The sequence below is a fragment of the Cohnella zeiphila genome (genome assembly GCF_014212055.1).
Classification (GTDB): Bacteria; Bacillota; Bacilli; order Paenibacillales; family Paenibacillaceae; genus Cohnella; species Cohnella zeiphila.
This window is the reverse complement of sequence record NZ_JACJVO010000001.1, coordinates 177,412-198,263: the sequence shown is the minus strand read 5'-3', so window position 1 is coordinate 198,263 and position 20,852 is coordinate 177,412. Positions and strand designations below refer to the sequence as shown.

Annotated in this window: 15 protein-coding genes; 3 read left to right on the top strand and 12 right to left on the bottom strand. The window is 57.8% G+C overall.

The features are described 5' to 3' along the window. Nucleotides 1-17 precede the first annotated feature (17 nt). The 9 genes from H7C18_RS00875 to H7C18_RS00835 form a co-directional block, all read right to left on the bottom strand. A complete protein-coding gene (locus H7C18_RS00875; RefSeq protein ID WP_185127114.1) occupies nt 18-389 on the bottom strand; it encodes a cupin domain-containing protein in 372 nt (123 codons plus the stop codon). Further along, nucleotides 355-2,232: a sensor histidine kinase gene (locus tag H7C18_RS00870; RefSeq protein ID WP_185127113.1), complete on the bottom strand. Its 1,878-nt coding sequence runs from the start codon at nt 2,230-2,232 to the stop codon at nt 355-357. The genes H7C18_RS00875 and H7C18_RS00870 overlap by 35 nt, the downstream gene beginning before the upstream one ends. Next, complete coding sequence (locus H7C18_RS00865) at nt 2,229-3,248, bottom strand: response regulator transcription factor (protein WP_185127112.1); 1,020 nt, start codon at nt 3,246-3,248, stop codon at nt 2,229-2,231. The genes H7C18_RS00870 and H7C18_RS00865 overlap by 4 nt, the downstream gene beginning before the upstream one ends. Nucleotides 3,249-3,346: 98 nt before the next feature. Beyond that, nucleotides 3,347-4,318 (bottom strand): Gfo/Idh/MocA family protein, encoded by a 972-nt coding sequence (locus H7C18_RS00860; protein WP_185127111.1) that lies wholly within the window; start codon nt 4,316-4,318, stop codon nt 3,347-3,349. After that, a complete protein-coding gene (locus tag H7C18_RS00855; protein WP_185127110.1) occupies nt 4,315-5,352 on the bottom strand; it encodes a glycoside hydrolase family protein in 1,038 nt (345 codons plus the stop codon). The genes H7C18_RS00860 and H7C18_RS00855 overlap by 4 nt, the downstream gene beginning before the upstream one ends. 80 nt (nt 5,353-5,432) lie before the next feature. Next, nucleotides 5,433-7,046, bottom strand: coding sequence for a type 2 periplasmic-binding domain-containing protein (locus H7C18_RS00850; protein WP_337912634.1), 1,614 nt, complete (start codon nt 7,044-7,046; stop codon nt 5,433-5,435). Between the two features lie 94 nt (nt 7,047-7,140). Further along, a complete protein-coding gene (locus H7C18_RS00845; RefSeq protein ID WP_185127109.1) occupies nt 7,141-8,010 on the bottom strand; it encodes an ABC transporter permease subunit in 870 nt (289 codons plus the stop codon). A 29-nt stretch (nt 8,011-8,039) separates the two neighbouring features. Continuing rightward, the gene (locus H7C18_RS00840) at nt 8,040-8,996 is read right to left on the bottom strand and encodes an ABC transporter permease (RefSeq protein ID WP_185127108.1); all 957 of its coding nucleotides are present in this window, start codon (nt 8,994-8,996) and stop codon (nt 8,040-8,042) included. 95 nt (nt 8,997-9,091) lie between these two features. Continuing rightward, entirely contained in the window at nt 9,092-10,282 is a 1,191-nt protein-coding gene (locus H7C18_RS00835) for a glucuronate isomerase (protein WP_185127107.1), read from the bottom strand. Nucleotides 10,283-10,467: 185 nt separating this feature from the next. Here H7C18_RS00835 and H7C18_RS00830 point away from each other — a divergent pair, with 185 nt between their 5' ends. Continuing rightward, nucleotides 10,468-11,727: an RICIN domain-containing protein gene (locus tag H7C18_RS00830; RefSeq protein WP_185127106.1), complete on the top strand. Its 1,260-nt coding sequence runs from the start codon at nt 10,468-10,470 to the stop codon at nt 11,725-11,727. Between the two features lie 90 nt (nt 11,728-11,817). Here H7C18_RS00830 and H7C18_RS00825 read toward each other — a convergent pair whose 3' ends face one another. Next, the gene (locus H7C18_RS00825) at nt 11,818-16,041 is read right to left on the bottom strand and encodes an S-layer homology domain-containing protein (RefSeq protein ID WP_185127105.1); all 4,224 of its coding nucleotides are present in this window, start codon (nt 16,039-16,041) and stop codon (nt 11,818-11,820) included. 75 nt (nt 16,042-16,116) lie between these two features. Beyond that, complete coding sequence (locus tag H7C18_RS00820) at nt 16,117-17,910, bottom strand: glycoside hydrolase family 97 protein (RefSeq protein ID WP_185127104.1); 1,794 nt, start codon at nt 17,908-17,910, stop codon at nt 16,117-16,119. 203 nt (nt 17,911-18,113) lie between these two features. Between H7C18_RS00820 and H7C18_RS00815 the strand changes: the two genes are divergently transcribed. Both H7C18_RS00815 and H7C18_RS00810 read left to right on the top strand, forming a co-directional pair. Then, nucleotides 18,114-18,560 carry a MarR family winged helix-turn-helix transcriptional regulator gene (locus H7C18_RS00815; RefSeq protein WP_185127103.1) on the top strand — a complete coding sequence of 149 codons (447 nt, stop codon included), beginning with the start codon at nt 18,114-18,116 and terminating at the stop codon, nt 18,558-18,560. Between the two features lie 107 nt (nt 18,561-18,667). Continuing rightward, entirely contained in the window at nt 18,668-19,897 is a 1,230-nt protein-coding gene (locus H7C18_RS00810; RefSeq protein ID WP_185127102.1) for an epoxide hydrolase family protein, read from the top strand. Between the two features lie 223 nt (nt 19,898-20,120). Here H7C18_RS00810 and H7C18_RS00805 read toward each other — a convergent pair whose 3' ends face one another. Next, complete coding sequence (locus H7C18_RS00805; protein WP_238357378.1) at nt 20,121-20,747, bottom strand: isochorismatase family protein; 627 nt, start codon at nt 20,745-20,747, stop codon at nt 20,121-20,123. Nucleotides 20,748-20,852 lie beyond the last annotated feature (105 nt).

Sequence of the window (20,852 nt, the reverse complement as noted above, 5' to 3'; positions counted from 1 at the left end):
TCCTTTTTCAATCTTAATTATCTTGCGTCGAATTGTCGCGGATGGCGCTGTGGCCCCGCATGACACCATAACACGACCGGCGGGTCATCCTCGCTCGCGATCAGGTGATGATCTTCTCCCGGCTCGACGACGATGACGTCTCCCGCGACAATGGGGATGAACGCCTCATCCAGTTCCAACGTCCCTCTGCCTTGAAGGATCAGGAACGCCTCGCAGTCGGAATGGACGTGACGGTCCGTCCCGTCCGGGCCGTCGTTCGTATGGCTGCGGGAGCCCGGACGTTCGAACGCAAGTCCTCCCGCCGAAAGATAGGATCCGGGCATGAGATTCCGGAAAAGATGCTTCCCGTCAGGATTATCCGACAAATCGCTCAAACGGCATTTGCGCATCGCTTATCCCCTCTTTCCTCTCGTCCTCCGGAAACGGTTCCATGGCCGGCATGATCATGACGATTCGGGTGCCTTGTTCCGGCTTGCTCTCGATGCGAAGGCCATACTGCTTGCCGAACGCCAGCTGAATGCGGCGGTGCACGTTCAAGATGCCGATGCCGCCTTTGGGGCCGCCTGCATGGTCGATCCTGTCGGCCAATTGATTCCCGTCCAGCTTCCTTCTCAATTCGGCCAGCTTGAACTCGTCCATGCCCGCTCCGTTATCCTCCACGCTCACCCAGAAGACGCCTTCCTTCTTCCCGGCGTCGATGCGAATCCGATGATCATCCTCCACCCCGTCGCGAAAAGCATGCTGAAATACATTCTCCACAAGGGGCTGAAGCGTCAGGCGAACCATTCGGTCAAGCAGGTATTCCGACTTCATCGCCACGTCGATCTCGAACTCCCGGCCGATTCGGTGGCGAAGGATGACCATATAATAGAGGACATGCTTCAATTCGTTGACGACCTTCGTCTCCTCGATATTCGTCTGCACCGAATAGCGAAGCATGTAGGCCATCGACTGCACGATCTCGGCGATCTCCTCGGAATCCTGGATCGCTGCGTAACAGACGATCGTCTCCAGCGTGTTGTACAGGAAATGCGGGTTGATCTGCAGCTGCAGCGATTGAAACTCCGCTTTTTGCCGCTCCAGCTCGCTCTCCTGCTTTTCCAGCTCGGCGAGGTATACCTGATCCACCAGCTCGGAGAGCCGGTTCACCATCAAATTGTAGCGGATCATCAGCTCCACGATCTCGTCCCGGTGGTCCGGAAGCGGGATCATCGCCCAGTTGCCCTTCTCGGTCTGGCGCATTCCGTTCTTCAGGACCTGGATCGGACCGGTAATCGATTTGCCGAAGCGGTAAGCCAGCCACAAGCCGATCGCCATCGTGAACAGACCGACGACGATCGTGGTCAGGCGAATGTCGTCGATGGGCTTCCTCAGGACGCTCCTGGACTGCGATACGACTAGCTTCCAATTCGGATACTCCGCCTCCCGGACCATATAAATCCGATTGACGCCGCCCGCCTTGTATTCGAACTTCGAATCGCCGGCCGTATCGATCTTGCGTGCCAAGGCCGGAGAGATCGAAGAGCCGACTCTGTTCTGATTGGAGTCGTACACGATCGTCCCTTCCTCGTCCATGATGAAGAAATAGCCCTCTTTGCCCAGATCGATGCCTTTCCATAAAGCGGATAAGTCCGCGGAGCGGAATTCGATGCCGATGAAGCCTTCCATCCGGGTGGAGGAGAGTCCCCGGATCTGCCGCACCAGCGTAAGCATTTTGTTCTCCTGACCGCTGAGCACGCTGTGGTTCAGGATGCTGAGGCTCCCCTCTTTGCTCGTATGCTCGCGAAAATAATCAAGCTGGCGCTCCACGCCGTCCTGCTCGAAATCTTCGCCTACGATATTGTTGTAGTAGTACAGCGCATTGCCGTTAAAGCCGATCACGTAGACGGCTGCGATCTCCGGATTGCTGATGAACATCTGCCCGACCGTCTCGTCGTTGATCAGCTCCCGGAATTCGTAGTACTCGTACTGCGTCCGGTAAACGCGCGTATCCAGGAACCGCTTGACGTTCACGTTCGACAGCATGGACGTCATCGCCCGCTCGTACGATTTCAAATACAGATCGGTATGATGCACGGAGTTGCCTACGATCTGGGACATCTGGTTTTCGGTTACCGCATCGAGCTCCCGGGAAGTGATCGTATAAGAGAAGATCCCGACGCTGGTCAAAGACAGCAGGATCACGATGAAAAAATAGAAGATCAGCTTCTGGTACAAGGTGGCCCGCTTCATCGGATGCCCCATTGGCTGCGGAATTCCGACGGCGTCATCCCGACCAGCTTCTTGAACGTTTTCGTAAAATGCGGGTAGTCGTCGTAACCGACCTCCGTCGCGACGTCTACGATGCGGATGTGCGGGACGGCCAGCAGATCTTTGGCCTTCTCCATTCGCTTGTGAATGCGATAATGGACGAACGTTTCGCTCGTCATTTTCTTGAACAGCGCGCTGAAATAGGTCGGCGACAGACCTACCATGGCCGCGACTTCTTCCAGCGAGATCTCTTGCGACAATCGGCTGTCGATATAAGCCTTGGCTTCTTCCATCGGGTCCTTGAAATTGCCGTTCCTCGCCGTAAACAGCCGTTGAACGGCCTGGCGGAGACTCTGCCCGAACAAGTCCAACTGGTCCCTGACGCCGCCGGCGGAGCGGATCGAATCCGGAAGCTCGATGGCATGGCCGCGTTCCTTGAAGCGCTTGGCCAGAAGCTTCAGGCAATCTCCCAATATTTCTTCCACTTGCGTGGAGGCCATACCGGAGGCATGGATGAACTCCCGCCATTCCTCCAGCAGCCTTTCCAGCTCCTCCTTCTGCAGCGACCAGATGCAGATCTCCATCCGATCGATCCAATCGACGTAGCGGGAGATCGGCAGATAGCTCGGCTGCTGCGACTTGGCCAAGGAGTCGAACAGGCTATGAATTTCCGCTTTGGAGGCCGGCTTAAGCAAATAATTTTTGACGCCGTAACGAATGCATTTCTGCGCGTAATCGAAATCGTTATAGCCGGAGATCACGGCGACTTGAATGCTGCCGAACTCCTCCTGAAGCGCTTGGCACAGCTCCAGCCCGTCCATCTTCGGCATGCGGATGTCGGTCAGCACGACGTCCGGCGCAGACTGCCGAATCAGCTCCAGCGCGGCCAAGCCGTTCTCGGCCGTCTGAATCCGGCTGAAGGCGGGCTTGTACGACTCCGACATCTTTACCAAGCCGCCGCGGATGACCGGCTCGTCGTCCACGATAAGAAGACGCATGCTCCTCCACCTGTCCTTTTCCACTGGTGTCCTGCTTTGATCTTATCGGATGACTTCAAGCCCGGTCAATGCAAACGCTTTCGAATACTTGTGTTTTTTTACGATCCGCGAACGTCGGGCAGCTCCGCCGGCACCGTCCGCCGCGATAGATGGGACTGCCGGGCGCTATGAACGAGCGCTTGCGTCTTGAGGTACTCCTCCCCGCTCGTCTCTGCCGGCCTTCCCTCGCGTAGCGATTGGAGGAATTCGTCCAGGCAGTCGCAAGCGTTCACGTCGGAGAAATCGTCGATCCGGGTTCTTTCCCCGCCACAGGTCAAATACACGATTTGATCCGTCAATTCGATGGCGCCTTCCGTCCCTTGAATCCGCCAATTTCCGCTCCATGGCGTTTGGCTTCCCTTGGCCGCGATCGAAGCCGAATAGCTCGCTTTGATCCCATGATTCAGTTCAATGAAGGCGTGGGCGCCGAGTACCGCCCCTGCCTCCTCCCAGCCTCCGACGGGACGATACAGGCTCGCAAAAACGGCCCGCCCCTCGGCTCCGCTCAAGTAACGGATCAAATCGAAATGATGCACGCCGATGTCGTCCAGCAGACTGACCGTGTAATGGCGCGCCACATGATGATACCGGAAAAAACGGACGTCCAAGGACGACACGCCGCCGATCGCTCCCGCGTCCAGCAGCCGCTTGATTTTGCGAATATATGGCCAGGTGCGGTAATTCTCCGCGATCATGAACGGGATATTCTCCCGAACGGCCCGCCTGACCACCTCTACGGACTCCAGGTAATCGAAGGAGATCGGCTTCTCCGACAGCACGGGAAGCTTATAGTCGAATGCCGCGTGATTGATCGAAGTATGCGCAAACGGCGAGGTGACGTTGACCACGAAATCGGCCTGCTCCCGCTTGAGCGCTTCTTGGAGCGTCAGATAAAAGGGATAGGGATCCCCTTCCATCTTGCTCTTCATGGCGGGATCGCGTTCGACGACCGCCCCCAAAAGTCCCCGCTCCTTGAGCCTCTTGTACCAGTGAAATCCGGCGCTTCCCAGGCCGACCAGAATCGCCTTCATGACCGATTCCTCCCCGACGCGATGGGAATGACCATATTCCAAGTATCGGCCGCATGGCGGAAGCCTCCCGGACCGTCGGCCGTCGCCGCGAACAGATGGGTCGGCTCTCCGTCCTGGAACAGCAGGAACGGGCGCTCGAAGCTGCCCATCGTCCGAACGCTGCCGTCGTCCCAGCGAACGGTCCGGGAGTAGGCCTTCGGCTGCTCGGACAAGCGCCACTCCAGCCCGTCGCTTGAGCGGGCATGAATGCCGCCGTGCTTCTCTCCGCACAGCGTGCCGTCCATATCTTTGGCAATCAGCTCGAAGCCGTTCTCGCTCTTCCAAATGAACGGGTCCTCCACGTGAAAGCGGTCTTCAGGGAAGATCGGCGCGTCCGTCAGCACGCGGTACGGTCCGGCGTAGCGTTCCGCGGCGGCGACGCCGAGCGTCATCTTGCCGAAGGAGCGGCCCTCGTATCTTCTCGCTTTGTATACGAGCAGCGCCGAACCGTCTTCATGAACGCAAGGAGCGGGATTCGACGTCAGATAGCTGTCGAACTTGCCGGGTCGAACCGGCAGAATCGGCGCGTCCGCTCTCCGCCAAGGCCCGAGTACGCTTTTCGCCACAGCCAGCCCCACCCGTTTGTTGGAGCGCGCGACGATGCAGCGAGGGTCTTCCAGGCCGTAGCCTTCGCCGGGCTCCGGATCGGGAAACGGATGCGTAGACCCCATATAGTAGAGCAAATACTCGTCGCCGTGCTTCACGATATGCGGATTGTGCGTGCATCTTCCGTCCCAGTATTCCGCCCCGCGCGCCGGCAGCGCAACCTCCCGGAACTCGTACGGCCCCTCCGGCGTATCGGATACGGCGCGGACGATTTCCGAACCGACCAGCCAGCCGGGATGCATCGGGAGATGCTTGGGCCAGCGCGAAGCGAACATATGGTACTTGCCGTCCTCGCCCTTCACGACCGAACCGCACCAGACCCAATACCCTTCCATTCGAAAACCGCCCTCTCGCGGCGCCGGCATCATTCGTTCGAATAAGCTGTTCATGCCAAGGCTCCCCTCCCTTCCGAATCGTCAAAGGAACGGAGCTGTCCCGGATCGGGACAGCCCCATGAGCGCTCGGACCGTTATCTTTCGATGTCGACGACCCCGTCTTTGTTGTTGTAGCGTTCGGTCGCTTCCTTGACGATCTCGTCGCCGCCTTTGGACTTGTACTCCTCGATCACCTTCGGCCAGTTGCTGATCGGCTCCTTGCCGTACACCATCTTGACCATATGGTCGACGATCAGCTTCGGCCCGACGTCGGTCTGCGGTGTCAAATCCGGGTATTTCGAGAATGCGGACAAGTCCGGATAGAACCCGATTCCCGGCAATCCTTCGTTAGCCAGCACCGTATCGAACGAATTCTCGACATACTTGCCGGTATCGTCCAGGTCCAGGCGAAGGCGGTTCATCGTGCCGTCGTGAGCGAGGAACAGCGTGCCGCCCCGCCATCCTTCCTCGTCGATCTCTTCCTTGGTCTCGGGAATTTTGTAATTGACTTTGCCGTCCGCGTCTTTCGTGTACGTATCGCCTTCGGTCCCGAAGGTGAAGAAGTAATTCGCTTCATCCGACTGCATCCAGTTCAGATACTTGATAATGTCGATCGCCTTGTCGGGATCCACCTTCTTGTTGATATAGGCCGCGCGGGTAACGGGAGCGTAGAAGAAATAGCCGCCTTTGCCTTCCGGCCCGACCGGCGACGGGATGATGTCCACCTTCGAGCCGGGCGTGGATTTGTCCAGGTTCGTGACGAAGTCGGGCATGCTGATGGCGTTCTGGGACCAGACGCCCGCGCTGCCGCCCCGGATATTCTGAAAATACTTGTTGACGTCCACCGTCGCAAAGTCCTTGGCGATAAGCCCTTCGTCGAACATCGTCTTCATCGTCGTCAGCGCCTTCTCCATGTTGTCCGCGTCGAAGAACTTCGGCACGACCTGACCGTCTACGACCTCGAACTGATCCTTGTACGGCAGCACGTCGTACGCGCCCAGAATCACGTCCGCGTACTTGAAATCCGCACGCATCTGGTAAGGATTTTCAACGCCGAGTTTCTTGAAGGCTCGCAGCACGTTCAGGAAATCGTCGACCGTCTTCGGAGCTGGCAAGCCCGCTTTCTCCAGCAGGTCGGTACGGATGAACGTGGCGCGCCGGTTCGGGTTGCTCAAGTAGTCGGGCACGCCGTAAATATGGCCTTTGTACGTCTCCAGGTCCCATGCCGACTGCGGCACGTTCTTCATGAGATCGGGCGCGTATTGCTTAAGCAGATCCTCCAGCGGCATGAACACCCCGGCCTGTACCGCGCCGGCGAGCGACTTGTCGGAAATTCCGTTGTTGGCGACCACTACATCCGGAATGTCGTTGCCCGCGAACATGACCGGCATGTTGTCGACCTGGATCGAAGTGGGAATCTGCTCGGTGTTCGTCAGCTTGTTCAACGCCTGTACCCACTTCTCCTTGCTCAGATCCGACTGTCTCTGCGCGTAGCCGTCGTTCAGCGTCGTCGGATAGGAGATCGAGAACTTCAGCGGCTTGTCCGCGGACGGCGTCGCGCTCGCGGCAGACCCGGACGGCGAGCCGGATGGCGAATTCGCGGCTTGGCTTTCCTTGCCCTCCGCATTGTTGTCGTTGCTCGAACAGCCTGCGGCGACCGCGCTTGCCATGACGCTGACCGCCAAGATCGCGCTCATTCTTTTTTTCAAAGAAACCCCTGCCTTTCTTCTCCTTTTTCAAACTCATCATAATCTTGCGGATTTCAAAAACACATGGTCTTATTTAAGGCCGGCCTGTCGTCTTTTACGATTTGATCGAGCCGACCATCATGCCCTTCACGAAATACTTCTGCAGGAAAGGATAGGCCATCATGATCGGGATCGTGGCCACGATAATGACCGCCATCTTGATTCCTTCCGGCGACAGCAGCTTGGCCATCTCCGAATTGATATCCGAATTGCCGAGCGTGTTGTCGACGACCATCTGCTGCAGCTTGACCTGAATCGGGATCAAGTTGTTCTTGGTGATGTAATAGATGGCGTCCTTGAACGTGTTCCAGTTGTTCACGCCGTAGATCAGCCCCATCGTCGCCATGACCGGCTTGGACAGCGGAAGCACGATGCTCCACAGCATGCGCAGCTCGCCGCAGCCGTCGATTCGGCCGGAATCGATCAGCTCGCCGGGCAGCCCCATGAAGAATGAGCGCATGACGAACAGATTGAAGGCGCTGATCGCATTCGGCAGCATCAAGGCCCATAGGGTATTGAGCAGATGCAGGTTCCGGATGAGCAGGTAGTTCGGAATGAGCGGCGCCTGGAAAATCAGCGTAATGAGGACCATCATCAGGACGACCTTGCGGAATCGGTACTCCTGCCTCGATAACGCGTAAGCCAGCGTGGCGGTTGCCGCCAGATTGATGAATGTCCCTCCGATCGTAATGACGACGCTGTTGCGCATGGACGACCAGACGGTCGGATCGTGAAAAATGAGGTTATAGCTTTCCGCGGTAAACCGGACCGGCCACAGGTACACGTCGCCTTTGTCGATGGCGACGTTGTCGCTGAACGATTGGGCCAGGACATGGAGGAACGGGAGGACCGCGGTGATCGAGATGAATGCCAGCAGACAAATGTTAAACCAGTTGAACGCGCGCTGGGCGGCGCTGATTCTCACGTTTGAAGCCCTCCTTCGATGCCGATGCGTTAATAGAGACTTTCTCCCGTCGTCTTTCTCGTCAGCGCATTGCTGATCACGACAAGCAGCAGGCCGACGACCGATTTGAACAAGCCGATCGCGGTCGTATAGCTGTACTGCTGGTCGATCAATCCGGTTCTGTACACGAACGTGTCGATGATATCCCCGTTATCGGAATTCAAAGGGTTCAGGAAAATGAATACCCGTTCGAACCCGAAGTCGAGGAATCGTCCGATGTGCAGCAGGAACAGGATCGCGATCGTCGGCAGAATCGCCGGAAGCGTCACCGACCACACTTGCCGGAGGCGCCCCGCCCCGTCCATCTGGGCGGCCTCGTACAGATCCGGATTGATGCCGACGATCGCCGCCAAGTAAATGATCGTTCCCCAGCCGCTGTCCTTCCAGATGCCGGAACCGATCAGAATGGTCCGGATATAGGAATTGTCGCCGAGGAAGTAGACCGCATCGATGCCGAACACCTGCTCGAGAACGTGATTGACGACGCCCGTCGTCGGCGACAGGAAATTGATGATAATCCCTCCGACGATCACCCAGGACAAGAAGTGCGGCAAGTAAACGGCGGTTTGAACGATTCGTTTATATGGCAGCAGTCTTAATTCATTGATCAGCAGCGCGAGAACGATCGGCACCGGGAAGGCGAAGACCAGGTCATACAGCCCGATCAGAATCGTGTTGGACAGAATGCGGGTAAAATCCTCGTAATCGAACATTCGCCGGAACTGGTCGAGCCCGACCCACGGACTGTGCCAAATTCCGCTGAAAATGCTGTAGTTCTGAAACGCGATGACCGAGCCGAACAACGGAACGTATTTGAAAATCAAAAAGTAGACGATGCCCGGAATCGATAGCAGGTACAATACCCCGTGTTTGCGAATGGGCGCCAGCTTTCTCGGTTTGTCGGCATGAGGCCGGAAAGCTTGTGCGGGCGCGGTGCTGCTGGCCATGTTCCTCCTCCTTCGGGATGGATGTGAGTCTATCCCGATGATAGTACGAGGCACCGCGCCGTTCCATGGCGTATCTTCGAACGGGCTGTGTTTTTTTATGATCCGACGCCCACGCCATACCGCTGAGCGGCGCTCCCGTACAGCCAATCCCGGGCGACCTGCAGCGCCAGCTCGTTGTCGAGCCATCCCGCTTCGATCCGTTCGCTCAAGAATTCGCTTAAGAGGTGCTTGACCAACAGGATCTTGCCGTAGCTCCATTCGATGCAGCGCGCATCGGAGACGACGAGCGAGCTCTTGAGAGCAGGAAGAGCTTCCAAACGGTACTGCATCGCGGCCTTGTACGTGCTGGCGCGGAAATTAAACCACCACATCCCGCCGACATGCACGTTGGGGAAGTTCCACGCCGCCTGCACCACATCCAGATTGTTGATTTCCGATGCGACAACCAGCTCGAACGGGCAGCGATACCGCTCGAACAGCGCGCTTAGCTTCAGGATGCGGGCGGGATCGTTCGCCGGGAACGCCATGGCGCTCCAAGAGCGTTCCACGCCCAGAAACAGCTGCAGCAGCATGCCGTTCTCCTCTACTCGCCGGCAGATCGAATGAAGCAGCAGCATCAGCACTTGATCGCTTGGCATTCCCGGCGAGAAGGAATACGTCTGGTTGGCGCTGGCGTCGTAACGCGGCAGCGTGGTCATGATCCCCGGACAGTTCATCTCGCGGAAGCCGTCAATCAGCGCATGCGCCTCGGCTTGAGCTTGCTCGAACGCTCCGGCCGGATCGGGCGACCGGTGAACGGTGTCCATCCATTCGTGGATTTTGCCGTCGATCCGGGGAATGAGGATGCCCGGACGGTCCATCCCCCGGAAGTCTGCATGCTCCGGGATATTGACCGCGAACTCGCGAACTCGCATTTTGGCTGCCGTCCGGCGGGCCCAGCCCGGCGTAACGCTTGACCCGCGGACGGCCTCGTCCGCTTCGCGAACCGAGTTCGCATCGCGAATCCGGACTCCGTACAGATCGTTCATGATCTTCGTAAAGACCCAATTCATCAGCGTGTTGGCCGTTGCGCGGTAAGCGTCCAGAAATGCGGAGATTCGCTCATCCTCCGGAAGCCGCTCCGCATCGTTCGGATAGCCGCCGGCCTGAAGCTCCCGATAGAACCAGAAATAATGGGCGATCTCCCAGAAATCCTTCGCGCATAACCGGTCTCCAACCAAATGAGTATGGGTATCCACGACTTCCAGCTCCAGGATTTCGTGTAGCAAATGTTCATGGTTCGGCACCTTGGCCGCCTCCTTTTTTTCTGTTCTAGTAATTTGACTATAATCGCCTCTTGAACCGACGGTAAGTCCCCGTTCGAGGCCTTTCGTAAAAAACGCCAGCTTCACCTTAAATAATTCCATATCATCCCAATCGCATCCCGCTATGATGAAGATGTAAGAAATTCATAATTCAAGGAGGAATTGTCATGAAAAAAGGCATGAAGGTCCTCGGCGCCACTCTGGCCGCATCCGCAATGCTGGCCATGCTGGCCGGCGTCGCGACCGCGGCAACCACCGTCGCCATCCAGCCGGACGGAGTGAACGCCGGCGAAGACGCCTACCAGCTGTTCAAGGACAAACTCGGATCCGATCCGGTAGACGGTCCGGATACCGACCACATTTACGAGGTGAGCGATTCGACGGTCGGGACCGCATTCGAATTTCTGCTTCACAGTACGGGCGACTATGACGGATCGAATACCGACCGGCAGCGCAACGAAGTGAAGGCCTATAACAGTTCGCCCGCCGACGTCAAAGCGTCCGAGGGCGATACGATGACGTACGATTGGAAATTCCGCGTCGATCCGAGCTTCCAGACGCCCGGCGGATTCTGCCATATCTTTCAATTAAAAGCGCAAGGCGGCGACGACGGCGCGCCGATTCTCACCTTCTCCGTCCTGGGAAGCGATACGCTGGCCTTCCGCCACAGTCCGATCGGCGCCACGATGGATGAGGTCGAGACGCTGGCCTCGGTACCCATGAGCCAGATCAGAGGCACTTGGGTGGAAGCCACGGTGACGGCTTCCATGACGGACAACGGCGCGCTGTCCATGACCTTGAAACGGCTTAGCGACGGGCAGACGCTCATGTCCTACAGCGGACAGCGCGACTTGTGGCGGGACGGCGCCGACATCAACCGTCCGAAATGGGGCATCTATCGCGCCATCTATTCCGGCATGACGGAGGCGAAAGTCCGCTTTACCGACTTCCGCATCACCAAGGGCGATCCCGACGGCGGCAGCGGTAACGGCAATTGGAGCGGCTATTATAAAATCGTCAACCGGAACAGCGGTGAAGTGGCCGACGTAGAAGGCGCCAGCACCGCCGACAAAGCCAACATCCAGCAGTTCCCCTGGTACGGAACGGACAATCAGGAGTGGCAGATCGCCGATGCAGGCGACGGCCACTTTAAGATTCTGAACCGCAACAGCGGAAAGGCCATGACCGTGGAGAACGCCTCCACGGAGGACAAAGCGAACGTTTTCCAGTATACATTCGGCGGCTCCGCCACGAACGACGAATGGGATATCGTCGATCTCGGGGGAGGCTACTACGAGATCGTAAATGTCAACAGCGGCAAGGCGTTGGATGTGGCGGGAGCCAGTACGGACAGCAAAGCCAACATCCAGCAATTTCACTGGAACGGCGGCACCAATCAGCAATGGCAGATCGTCAGCGTGAATTGACGGCGACGCGATAGGCTGGCTGGGATGAGTAAGGAGATGGCTCCTGCATACCGCAGGAGCCATTGTCTATAGTCTCCCTTTTCGCAGCTTCTATTCATTTATAAAATCGAGAGATTCCAGCATGCGCTTCACAAGGGAAGCAGCCTCCGCCCGGGTCGTTGCCTTCTTCGGTTCAAAGCGTCCGTCCGGCGTTCCTTGAATCAGCTTGGCTTCCGCCAGCTGCCCGACCGCTCCTTCCGCCCAGGCTGCGATGTCGATGCCGTCCTGGAAGGACGACAGCGGGCCGGCCGTCGATGTAAATTCCTTTCCTCCCGCCTTGAAGGCGTTCGCGATCATGACGGCTGCCTCCTCCCGGGTGACCGGCTCGCCAGGCCGGAACGCCCCGTCGCTTGCCCCTTGGATCAAGCCGTATTGCTTGGCGGCATTGACCGCTCCCGCGTACCAAGCATTCGACGGAACATCCGAAAAGGGCGATCCGTTCGATTCGAGCAGCCCCAGCGATCGGACGAGCAGCTCCGCGAATTCCGCTCTCGTGACGGAGCGATCGGGGTTGAAAGAATGCGCCGATTCGCCGAATACGATCCATTTGCTCGCCAGCGTCTCGGCATCGGCCTTCGCCCAATGGCCCTGCAGATCGTCGAAGCCGGCTTCATGCTGCACGATCGCATAGATGCCGTCGTGCGTGGCATGGATGGTCGCTTCGGCGATCCCGCCCGAGACGTTCACGACGGCCGGCGCGAAGTGCAGCCCGTTGGCGTCGTCGATCCATACGGCTGCCGTCCGGTTTGGGTCGGCCGATTGCGGCAGCGTCAACTTTCGATTCGCGTAAATTCCGCCGAAATCGGTGACGTCCTGGCCGCCCGAAGTCAGCTTGAACTCGATCGGACGGTCCATCAGCGGCACGGCGTTCTCGCCGGCAATGGCCTGATCAATGGCGTTCAGACGGTCGTCCGACACCGTTCCGATTCGGATGCCGACGTCCTGACCTTCCGGCAACCTGTCTATCAATGCCTTAGGAAGCTCGTAGACGGCTCCGTTCGCCTCGATGCTGACGAGCGTGAGATCCTGCAATTGCCGCAGCGCCGATCCGGGAAGCTCGACCTGGACATCCTCATCTTTGGAATCGATAGCGAGCTTCACGACCTGCTTGCCGGCGGCCGCATCGCTCAAGCGGGTGCCGTCAACCTTGACGACGGTCGTTCGGCGTCCGTCGGCCGACGCTTCATGCGTGACGGTCGCGTCTTTGCCCGGATCCAGAAGCGCTGCAGTCGGATCCGAATTCGAGTCCGAATCGGTATCCGAACCGTTGCCTGGAACCGGAACGGTTCCGCCGACATTGCCGCCGTTATTGCCGCCGTTGTCGCCACCGGTACCGCCGTTGTCGCCTCCGGCGCCGCCATTATCTCCTCCGTTGTTGCCGTTATCGCCTCCGTTGCCGCCGTTATCGCCTCCGTTGCCGCCGTTATCACCCCCGGTACCGCCATTATCACCTCCGGCGCCGCCATTATCTCCTCCGTTGTTGCCGTTATCTCCTCCGTTGCCGCCGTTTTCGCCTCCGGTACCTTCATGGCCCCCGCTGTCACCGGAGTCCTGCGGACCGAACGCTTTCACTTCATTCACGTTGATATCGCCGTCTGCCTGATCGACCGCGAATTTGATATATCTCGCGTTAACGGGCGTATCGAGCGGCAGGCTCTTGGCAATCGAGGAGAGACTCGGATCGCCGTACTCGCCCGAGGCGACGCGGTCGTCCGTGACGATCTTGATCCATTTGTCGCTGTCCGGATTCGCGAACGCTTCCGGATCTATGGCATAGTAGAAGGACACCTTCATCAGCTTGTTCTGGAAGCTGTCATACTCCAGCCGATCGACCGGTACGGTCTCCCCGATGTCGGCCATCAGATACGCCGTCTTGGAGCCTTTAAAGGCCACCCATCTCGAAACGTCCGACACGTCGCCGTCCAGCGCTTTGGAGCCTCCCCAGCTGCCCGAATCGTCGCCCCATACCCTGGAATACTGAACTTCCTTGTTATACAAGAGATCGTCGGAGCCGTTGCGGACGCCCGTCGTCTGCGCCTGAGCGACGGCCGCATCCGCGGAAGCGACTCCCCTGCGGATCGAGTAAATCTTGACGGTATAGTTCGTGCCTGGCGATAAGTCCTTGATCGTAAAAGAGGTCCCCGCGTATTCGTCGGCGAGCGTTCTCTCTCCGGCGTCGGTCGCGAGCACGATCCGGTAGCTCTGCGCGTCCGCGGCCGCCTCCCAGCCGACCTCGATCGATTTATCCGACGTAGCGGTCGCCGTCGCCCCAGCAGGCAGGGTCGGCACGATCGATTCGCCGTCGGTATGAAGCTCCGTCGATGCGCTCGCCGTCGAAACCATTTGTTTGAACGAGTAAGGATCCGTGTAAACGGTTTTCACGCTAAGCTTGTAGACCGCCCCGGGATCCAGATTCGTGAAGCTGTAGCTGCTTGCGGCCACATGGTCCGCGAGAAGCTTGCCGTCATCATAGATCTGGAAGTAATCCGCCGGCGTGTCGTCCCAGGAGATCGTCGCGTTCGGTCCCCCGGCGTAATCGACCTGTACGTTTTTCGGCGTTTGCGGCGCATTGTAAATCTCCAGCTCGGAGATTCGAGGCGGGCCGGTCATCGTAAAAGTGGAAACGCCATCCGTCGTGCCGGCGGCATTCGAGCCGCTTCCGTTCTCGAAAAACAATTTTACATAGCGGGATGAATACGTCTGGCCGAGATCGACCAGGTACTCTTTGTTCGCCGCGTCGTCCCCGCCGCTGCTGTCCGGGTTGTAAAAGGCCCAATCGCCCCCTTTGTCGGGATCCTGGGCGGTCGGATTCACGGGCATGAACGCGATCGAATCGAGATCGCTTCCGTCGTGGTCGGCCGTATCGTCGGACACCCAGGCATTGACGTGCAGCAACCTGGCGCTTTTGGCAAAAATTTTAAATTGGTTGAAGTCCGTCTTCTTCCCCAGGTCGAGGATGACGCTTCCTTTCTTGGCGCTCTCCGTACCGATCCAGGTCAGCTTGCCGAGCGCGTCGGGCCGGTCCGCGGGAACGGTCAGGTTCGTGTAGGAGACCGGGTCGACCTGCACGCCGTCCGTGAGCCGGTTCGCATCGTCATTCGCCAATTGTATCGGATTGCCGGACGTCGGTCCGACGTTGTACGCCGGCTTGCCATACGCCAGATCGACCGGCGAAACGCCCGTCGCCGACTTGTACAGGGTCATGTCGGACAGATAGATTTTCGCAGGTTCGACGCTCGAGTCCGATTTGTCCGCCTTGCGGTAGATGCCCCACTTCGGACGGTTGTACATTTGATCGTTGGCGGGATACGGGCCTTCGAACGCCCCGTTGTTATACTTGACTTCCGGCCTCCGCCACAGATCGAGAATCCGGTTGGGATCGTCGTACGACATCAACACCTGGCCGGTCTGATCGTCCTTCATGACCATCGACGCCCAGCCGGATTCGGAGTTGAGAATTTTCAACGTTACGTCGACCCACTTGTCCCGAATCTCGTCGACCGGCACGCTGGCCAGCGTCTCCTGCCCCGCCACCGTGCCGATGTCCGCATACCGGAATTCCAGCTTGGGGCTCGCCGCGGTCGAGACGGTCAGCGTCAGGATCGGCTCTCCGTCCTCGGAGCTGCTGAAGTTCGGATCGGTGCTCAGTCCGAGCGTGTCGAAGTTGGCGACTTCGTGAGAGGCGTTCACCGCTTTGTATTGGAAAATATGAAAGAAACCGCCGGGCTTGGGCAAATCCTTGTCCAGCTTGAGCTTCCAATGATAGGCGGTAATGTCTCCCTCGTGCCCGGCAAAGCTCGAATTCGCTTCCGGCCGGATCTCGATGCGCTGCCGGTCATCGTTGCCGCCGCTGAACGTCTGGGTCTCCGGATCGTACGTCGCGTTGTGCAGATAACACGTCGCGCAGGTGTTGTCCCCCACGTTCACTTCGAATACCGTTTTGTTCAGAGCTTCGTCAAACACGTTGACAACCCGATCGGCCGCTTCCGGGAGCACCGACCGTGCGAACTTGGTCGCCCCTTCGACCGGATCGTCCGTGCCGAAAGCGGCGCCGAACTCGTCGTACGGCGACTGGTCCGGGTCCTGCTCCACACTTGCGATGGCGCCCTGGTGGCTGGCCACGAAGGCGGGATCGAGAAGATCCACGGACTGAGCATCAACACTCGGCGGCGTGTCGGCCGATACGGCGGGAGGGTTCGTCATCCCGATACTGGCTGCGACGAATAAAGCCGAAATCCCGGCGTTCCAAATCTTGAACCGCTTGATCAATTGCATGATCGTTGCCTCCTCGGATTTAGGTTCGCATGCGGACTTCTACGTTCTGGCGCGTCGACGCGGACGAATCTCCTTTCATTGAAGAGTCAAGCGAATCGCGCAGCCGCCATAGACTTTCATCGGCAGCCGCAGCACCTCGAAGCTCGTGACTCGCTGCGTACGGACGGTCATGTCCGTTGCCCGGCGAAAGCGGTATTCTTCTCCTTCGTCGAATTCCTCCTCATAGATTTCCGCCTCGTAAACGCTTCCGGGCGTCAGAAAGTCAAGATCAATCGTCGCGGTTCTTCCGGCCGCCGCGCAGATCGCCCCGACAAACCAATCTTCGCCGTCTCTCCTCGCCATGGTGACGAATCGGCCCGGGAATCCTTCGAGCAGCCGGGATTCGTCCCAAGCGGCCGGCACTTGGCGCAGGAACGAATGGGCCACGCTCGTTCTGTAAGCCTCCATGGAATCGGCAAAATGCTGCACGGCGGATTCGAAAACGACCGATAGCGCCAGTTGATGGCAATGACTCGTGCGAGTCTGGCGCGAGAACGTTACGGGAGTGTAGTCCATCGAGCCGACGGCGTTGCGAATGAACGGAACCGTGCAGTTATGCACCGCATTCGGCCCCTCGCTGATATTGCGCCAATACTCGGCGCCGTAGATCCCTTCCCGCGTCATGACGTGCGGCCATCGCCGCTGTTCCCCGGACGGCTTCGTGGAACCGTGATAATTCACCATCAGGCGATGATCGGCGGCGATTCCCGCGATGGTATCGTAAGCCCGAAGAACGTCCTGGGAGTCGCTGTCGAAAAAATCCACCTTGACGCCGACAATGCCCCAATTCGCCCATAGCGCCAACGTCTTTTCGCATTGCGCAGGCTCCTTCAAGTCGCGGTAATGCGACCATAGCCAGATGCCGACTCCCTTGTCCCTCCCATAGCGGACAAGCTCCGGCACGTCCAGTTCGCCGCGGTCCCAGCCGCCGTCGACCAGCGAATATTCCCAGCCGAACTCCGCGGCAAAATCGACGTACGCTTTCTGGATGTCCATATTGCCGCACGAGGCTCCGTCCGAGTACCAGGACCAGGCCGCGCGCCCCGGCCGGATCCAGGACGTGTCTTCCAATTCGCTTGGCGGATTCAAGTGGAGCACCAGGCTGCTGTTCACGATGCGATCCAGATCGTTCGCCAGGATCGCAACGCGCCAAGGCGTTTGCAGCGGAGAATCCGCCTGAACGGGTGCCGACTGGTCGGGAGGAAAGCAGGTGACAAACGTTCGAATGTCCGTATCGCTTCTGCGCAGATGCGACGCGCAGTAAGTACCGTAGACGGCTGCCTCCGTCAGTAGCATCCATCCGTGACCGCCGCATTGGAGCAGCATCGGAAAGGCGAAGGGATCTTCGACCATATGTTCCGGCATGTGCAGATCGTACGTTCGCTCATAACACTTCATTAATTTCTGGGCCCAGACGTTCATGAACACTTCTGGCGCCAGCGTAAAACCCGACCGCTCCGAAACGACGCTTGTCCGGCCGCTTGCCGGCACCTCGAACCGATATGCGATACCGTCATCGGAAGCCCGGAGGTGCAATTGAATCGGCTCTCCGTTCCTTTCCGCATGGAGAATCAGCTCGTTGGCTAGATAATCGTGCGTTTTCCGGCTTCCGTGAGGCATTGTGTAGCTCTCCCGGATCTGCCCGGTCTCGGCGTGGCGGACGTTCAACTGTTCCGAGAAGCTCTGTCGATCCGTCTCCAGGCCCAGCGTGAAAGGCGCCAGCAGCGTGACGCCGTCCTTCTCCGCTTCGTAGCAGAGCGATCCGGCCTCGTTCAGGCCGACCGACAGGCGGATGCGTCCGTCCGGCGAAGACAGTTGCCATCGGCTCATGGGAATCCTCTCCTTCTTGTATAATCGCGCGAATCCAAAATCAGGCTCATTATAAGCCAGCGCTTGAGAGGAACGAATGTCGTAACTTCTCGCGGACTGTATTTTTTTATGGTGACGGCAAAAAATCGGCTGCTCCGTTGATCGTCATACCGATTGGCTTCGGCGGGAACCGCAAATCCATAAGTTTGTGATATAATGGGCGCATGAAACCGAAAACTCCGACTGACGGCCTCCAGGTCGCCGACTTCGCCTTGGTATTCGAAGAGCTGACGCGGATCCTCATTCGTCTGCCTTCCATTGAGAAATTGAGCTTCACCACGCTATCCGTCCTGCACACGCTGTCCCGCAAGAGCCCCATGCGCCTTACGTCATTGACGGCTACCGAGCAAGTGACGCAGTCCGCCATTACGCAGATCGTCACCCGGCTGGAACGGGACGGGCTCGTGGAGCGCAGGCCGGATCCGACGGATGGGCGGGTCGTTCAAGTGCATATTACCGAGGCCGGCGCCAAGGTGATCGATTCGCGCCGCTCGGAACGCATCGCGCATCTCTCGAAATTTATGGAAAGGCTTACGCCCGAGGACAAGCAAGCCATTGCTTCCGCCCTGCCCGCCTTACGGCGTCTGGCCGAACGGGCCAACGAATCGTAGCCGTAGTCCGGCTGCGTTTTTTCATGTCTATTTACATTAGACATTTATATAAATAATTGATATAATTTCCGCAGTATTTGATAAGGACTGTCTAAGGAGGAATTCATATGTCGGCAGCAGTTCCTTTCCCGCTTGTGCCGAGTCCGATTCATGTCTCGGATGAAGTTCTTGCCGATCTGCGGCATCGGCTGAAGTCCACGAGATGGCCTCTCGACGTCGGCAACGAGGACTCGTTCTACGGCGTCAGGCGAAGCGATCTGGAGAAACTCGTCGATTACTGGATCGACGGTTTCGACTGGCGCCGGTCCGAGCAAGCGATCAACGCTTACGAGCATTACCGAGTCGACGTTGACGGGGTTCCTGTGCACTTTATGCGCAAGCCGGGCAAGGGCCCGAATCCTATCCCGCTGATTTTGTCCCATGGCTGGCCCTGGACGTTCTGGCATTGGTCCAAAGTAATCGATCCGCTGGCGGACCCCGGCGCCTACGGAGGAGATCCGGCCGAAGCGTTCGACGTCATCGTGCCTTCGCTTCCCGGCTTCGGATTCTCGACGCCGCTTCCGAACCATCCGGACATGAACTTCTGGAAAATGGCCGATCTGTGGCATACGTTGATGAGGGACGTTCTCGGCTACGAGAAGTATGCCGCGGCCGGGAACGACGTCGGCGCGCTCGTAACCGGTCAGCTCGGACACAAATACGGCGATGAGCTGTACGCCATTCATATCGGATCCGCTCTGAAATTGAACTTTTTCAACGGAGAGCGCGGTTGGGATTTCTCCGGCGGCCGTCCGATTCCCGACAACCTTCCGGAAAGCGTCCGCGCGCAGATTCTGAAGTTGGATCGCCGCTTCGCCTCGCATCTGGCCGTTCACGTCCTGGATCCCGGCACGCTCGCCTACGGCTTGAACGACTCGCCGGTCGGCATGCTTGCGTGGATCCTGGAACGATGGACCCGTTGGAGCGACAATCAAGGCAACATCGAGAACGTCTTCTCGAAGGACGACCTTCTGACGCACGCCACCATCTTCTGGGCCGGCAATTGTATCGAGACCTCGACGCGCGTCTATGCGAACAACAACCGCTACCCGTGGACGCCCGCCCACGATCGCTGGCCCGTCGTCGAAGCGCCGACCGGCATCACCTTCGTCGCCTACGAGAATCCGCCGGGCGTTACGACGGACCAGCGCGTGCGGGATTTCCTCGACAGCGATCGCGCCGCTTGGTATAACCACGTCAATATTGCCGTTCACGAACGCGGCGGACACTTCATTCCGTGGGAAATTCCGGACCTGTGGGTGGAAGACTTGCGGCGGACGTTCCGGGGTCGGAGATAAGGCTTTCGTTATTTTCGCGCCTCTTGCAGTTGCGGCCGTTCTATATGTAACGGGGACGGGAAGTCTCCCGGAAACGCCGACAATTGGACAACGATCGAGCGAGCGCGACGATCTGCAGCGTGATCGAGACGACCAAGGAGAACGGCTGCTTCGCTTCCGGTGTTATTGTCGGGTTTCCCACACTCTGCTCACGCCGCTTGGCGGGGCTGATTGGATGCTCATTTTATAAGTGTGAAATAGCCTCCTGAGTAGTCCAAGCAGCACTGGCAAATGCTTTGTAATTGGTCATGGCCGCCTGAAAATCCGCTTCGCTTGTCGCTGCTGTGGCATCGTAAACAACAGCTGTCTCAAATCCATTTTCGATTAAATCCCTCATATGGGACTCTACGCAAACATTGGAAAGAACCCCTGCAAGAATCGCCTTCTCTTTTCTTTGTTGTCGTAACTGGTATACCAGGTCATTCGTTTGTGGACTGGCAACCTTGTGCGGAGTTGAAACGATTGTTCTCCTATCAAAAATATAAGGTTTTAAAGAATGAACAAAATCAGCTCCTATTGACGGCGGCGCGTACGCATTCGCCACTTGATACATTCTTAAACCTAATAACATCTTCTGTTCGTTTCCGGTAAATTTCCAACCAAAATCGTGAGGGTATAAATAATGGGGCGATATGAAAAGCTGATACCCTCTATGAAGGGCGGTGCTCATTAATCGTTCAAGGTTGTGTACCGTGTCGTTTTGCTTGATCGTATCTTTTGTTAGATGAAATCCTTTTCCGCCAGGACTCAAGAAATCATTTTGCGGGTCCGTGATTACAATGGCCGTTTTAGCGGGATGCGGATTAAACATCATGCACCTCCATCAGCGTTGGCTTATGTAGGCACGGTATGCATTTACATTGATTTGGGTGTTGGTCCTGTTTATGATCGCGAAAATTAACACATTTGAACGATA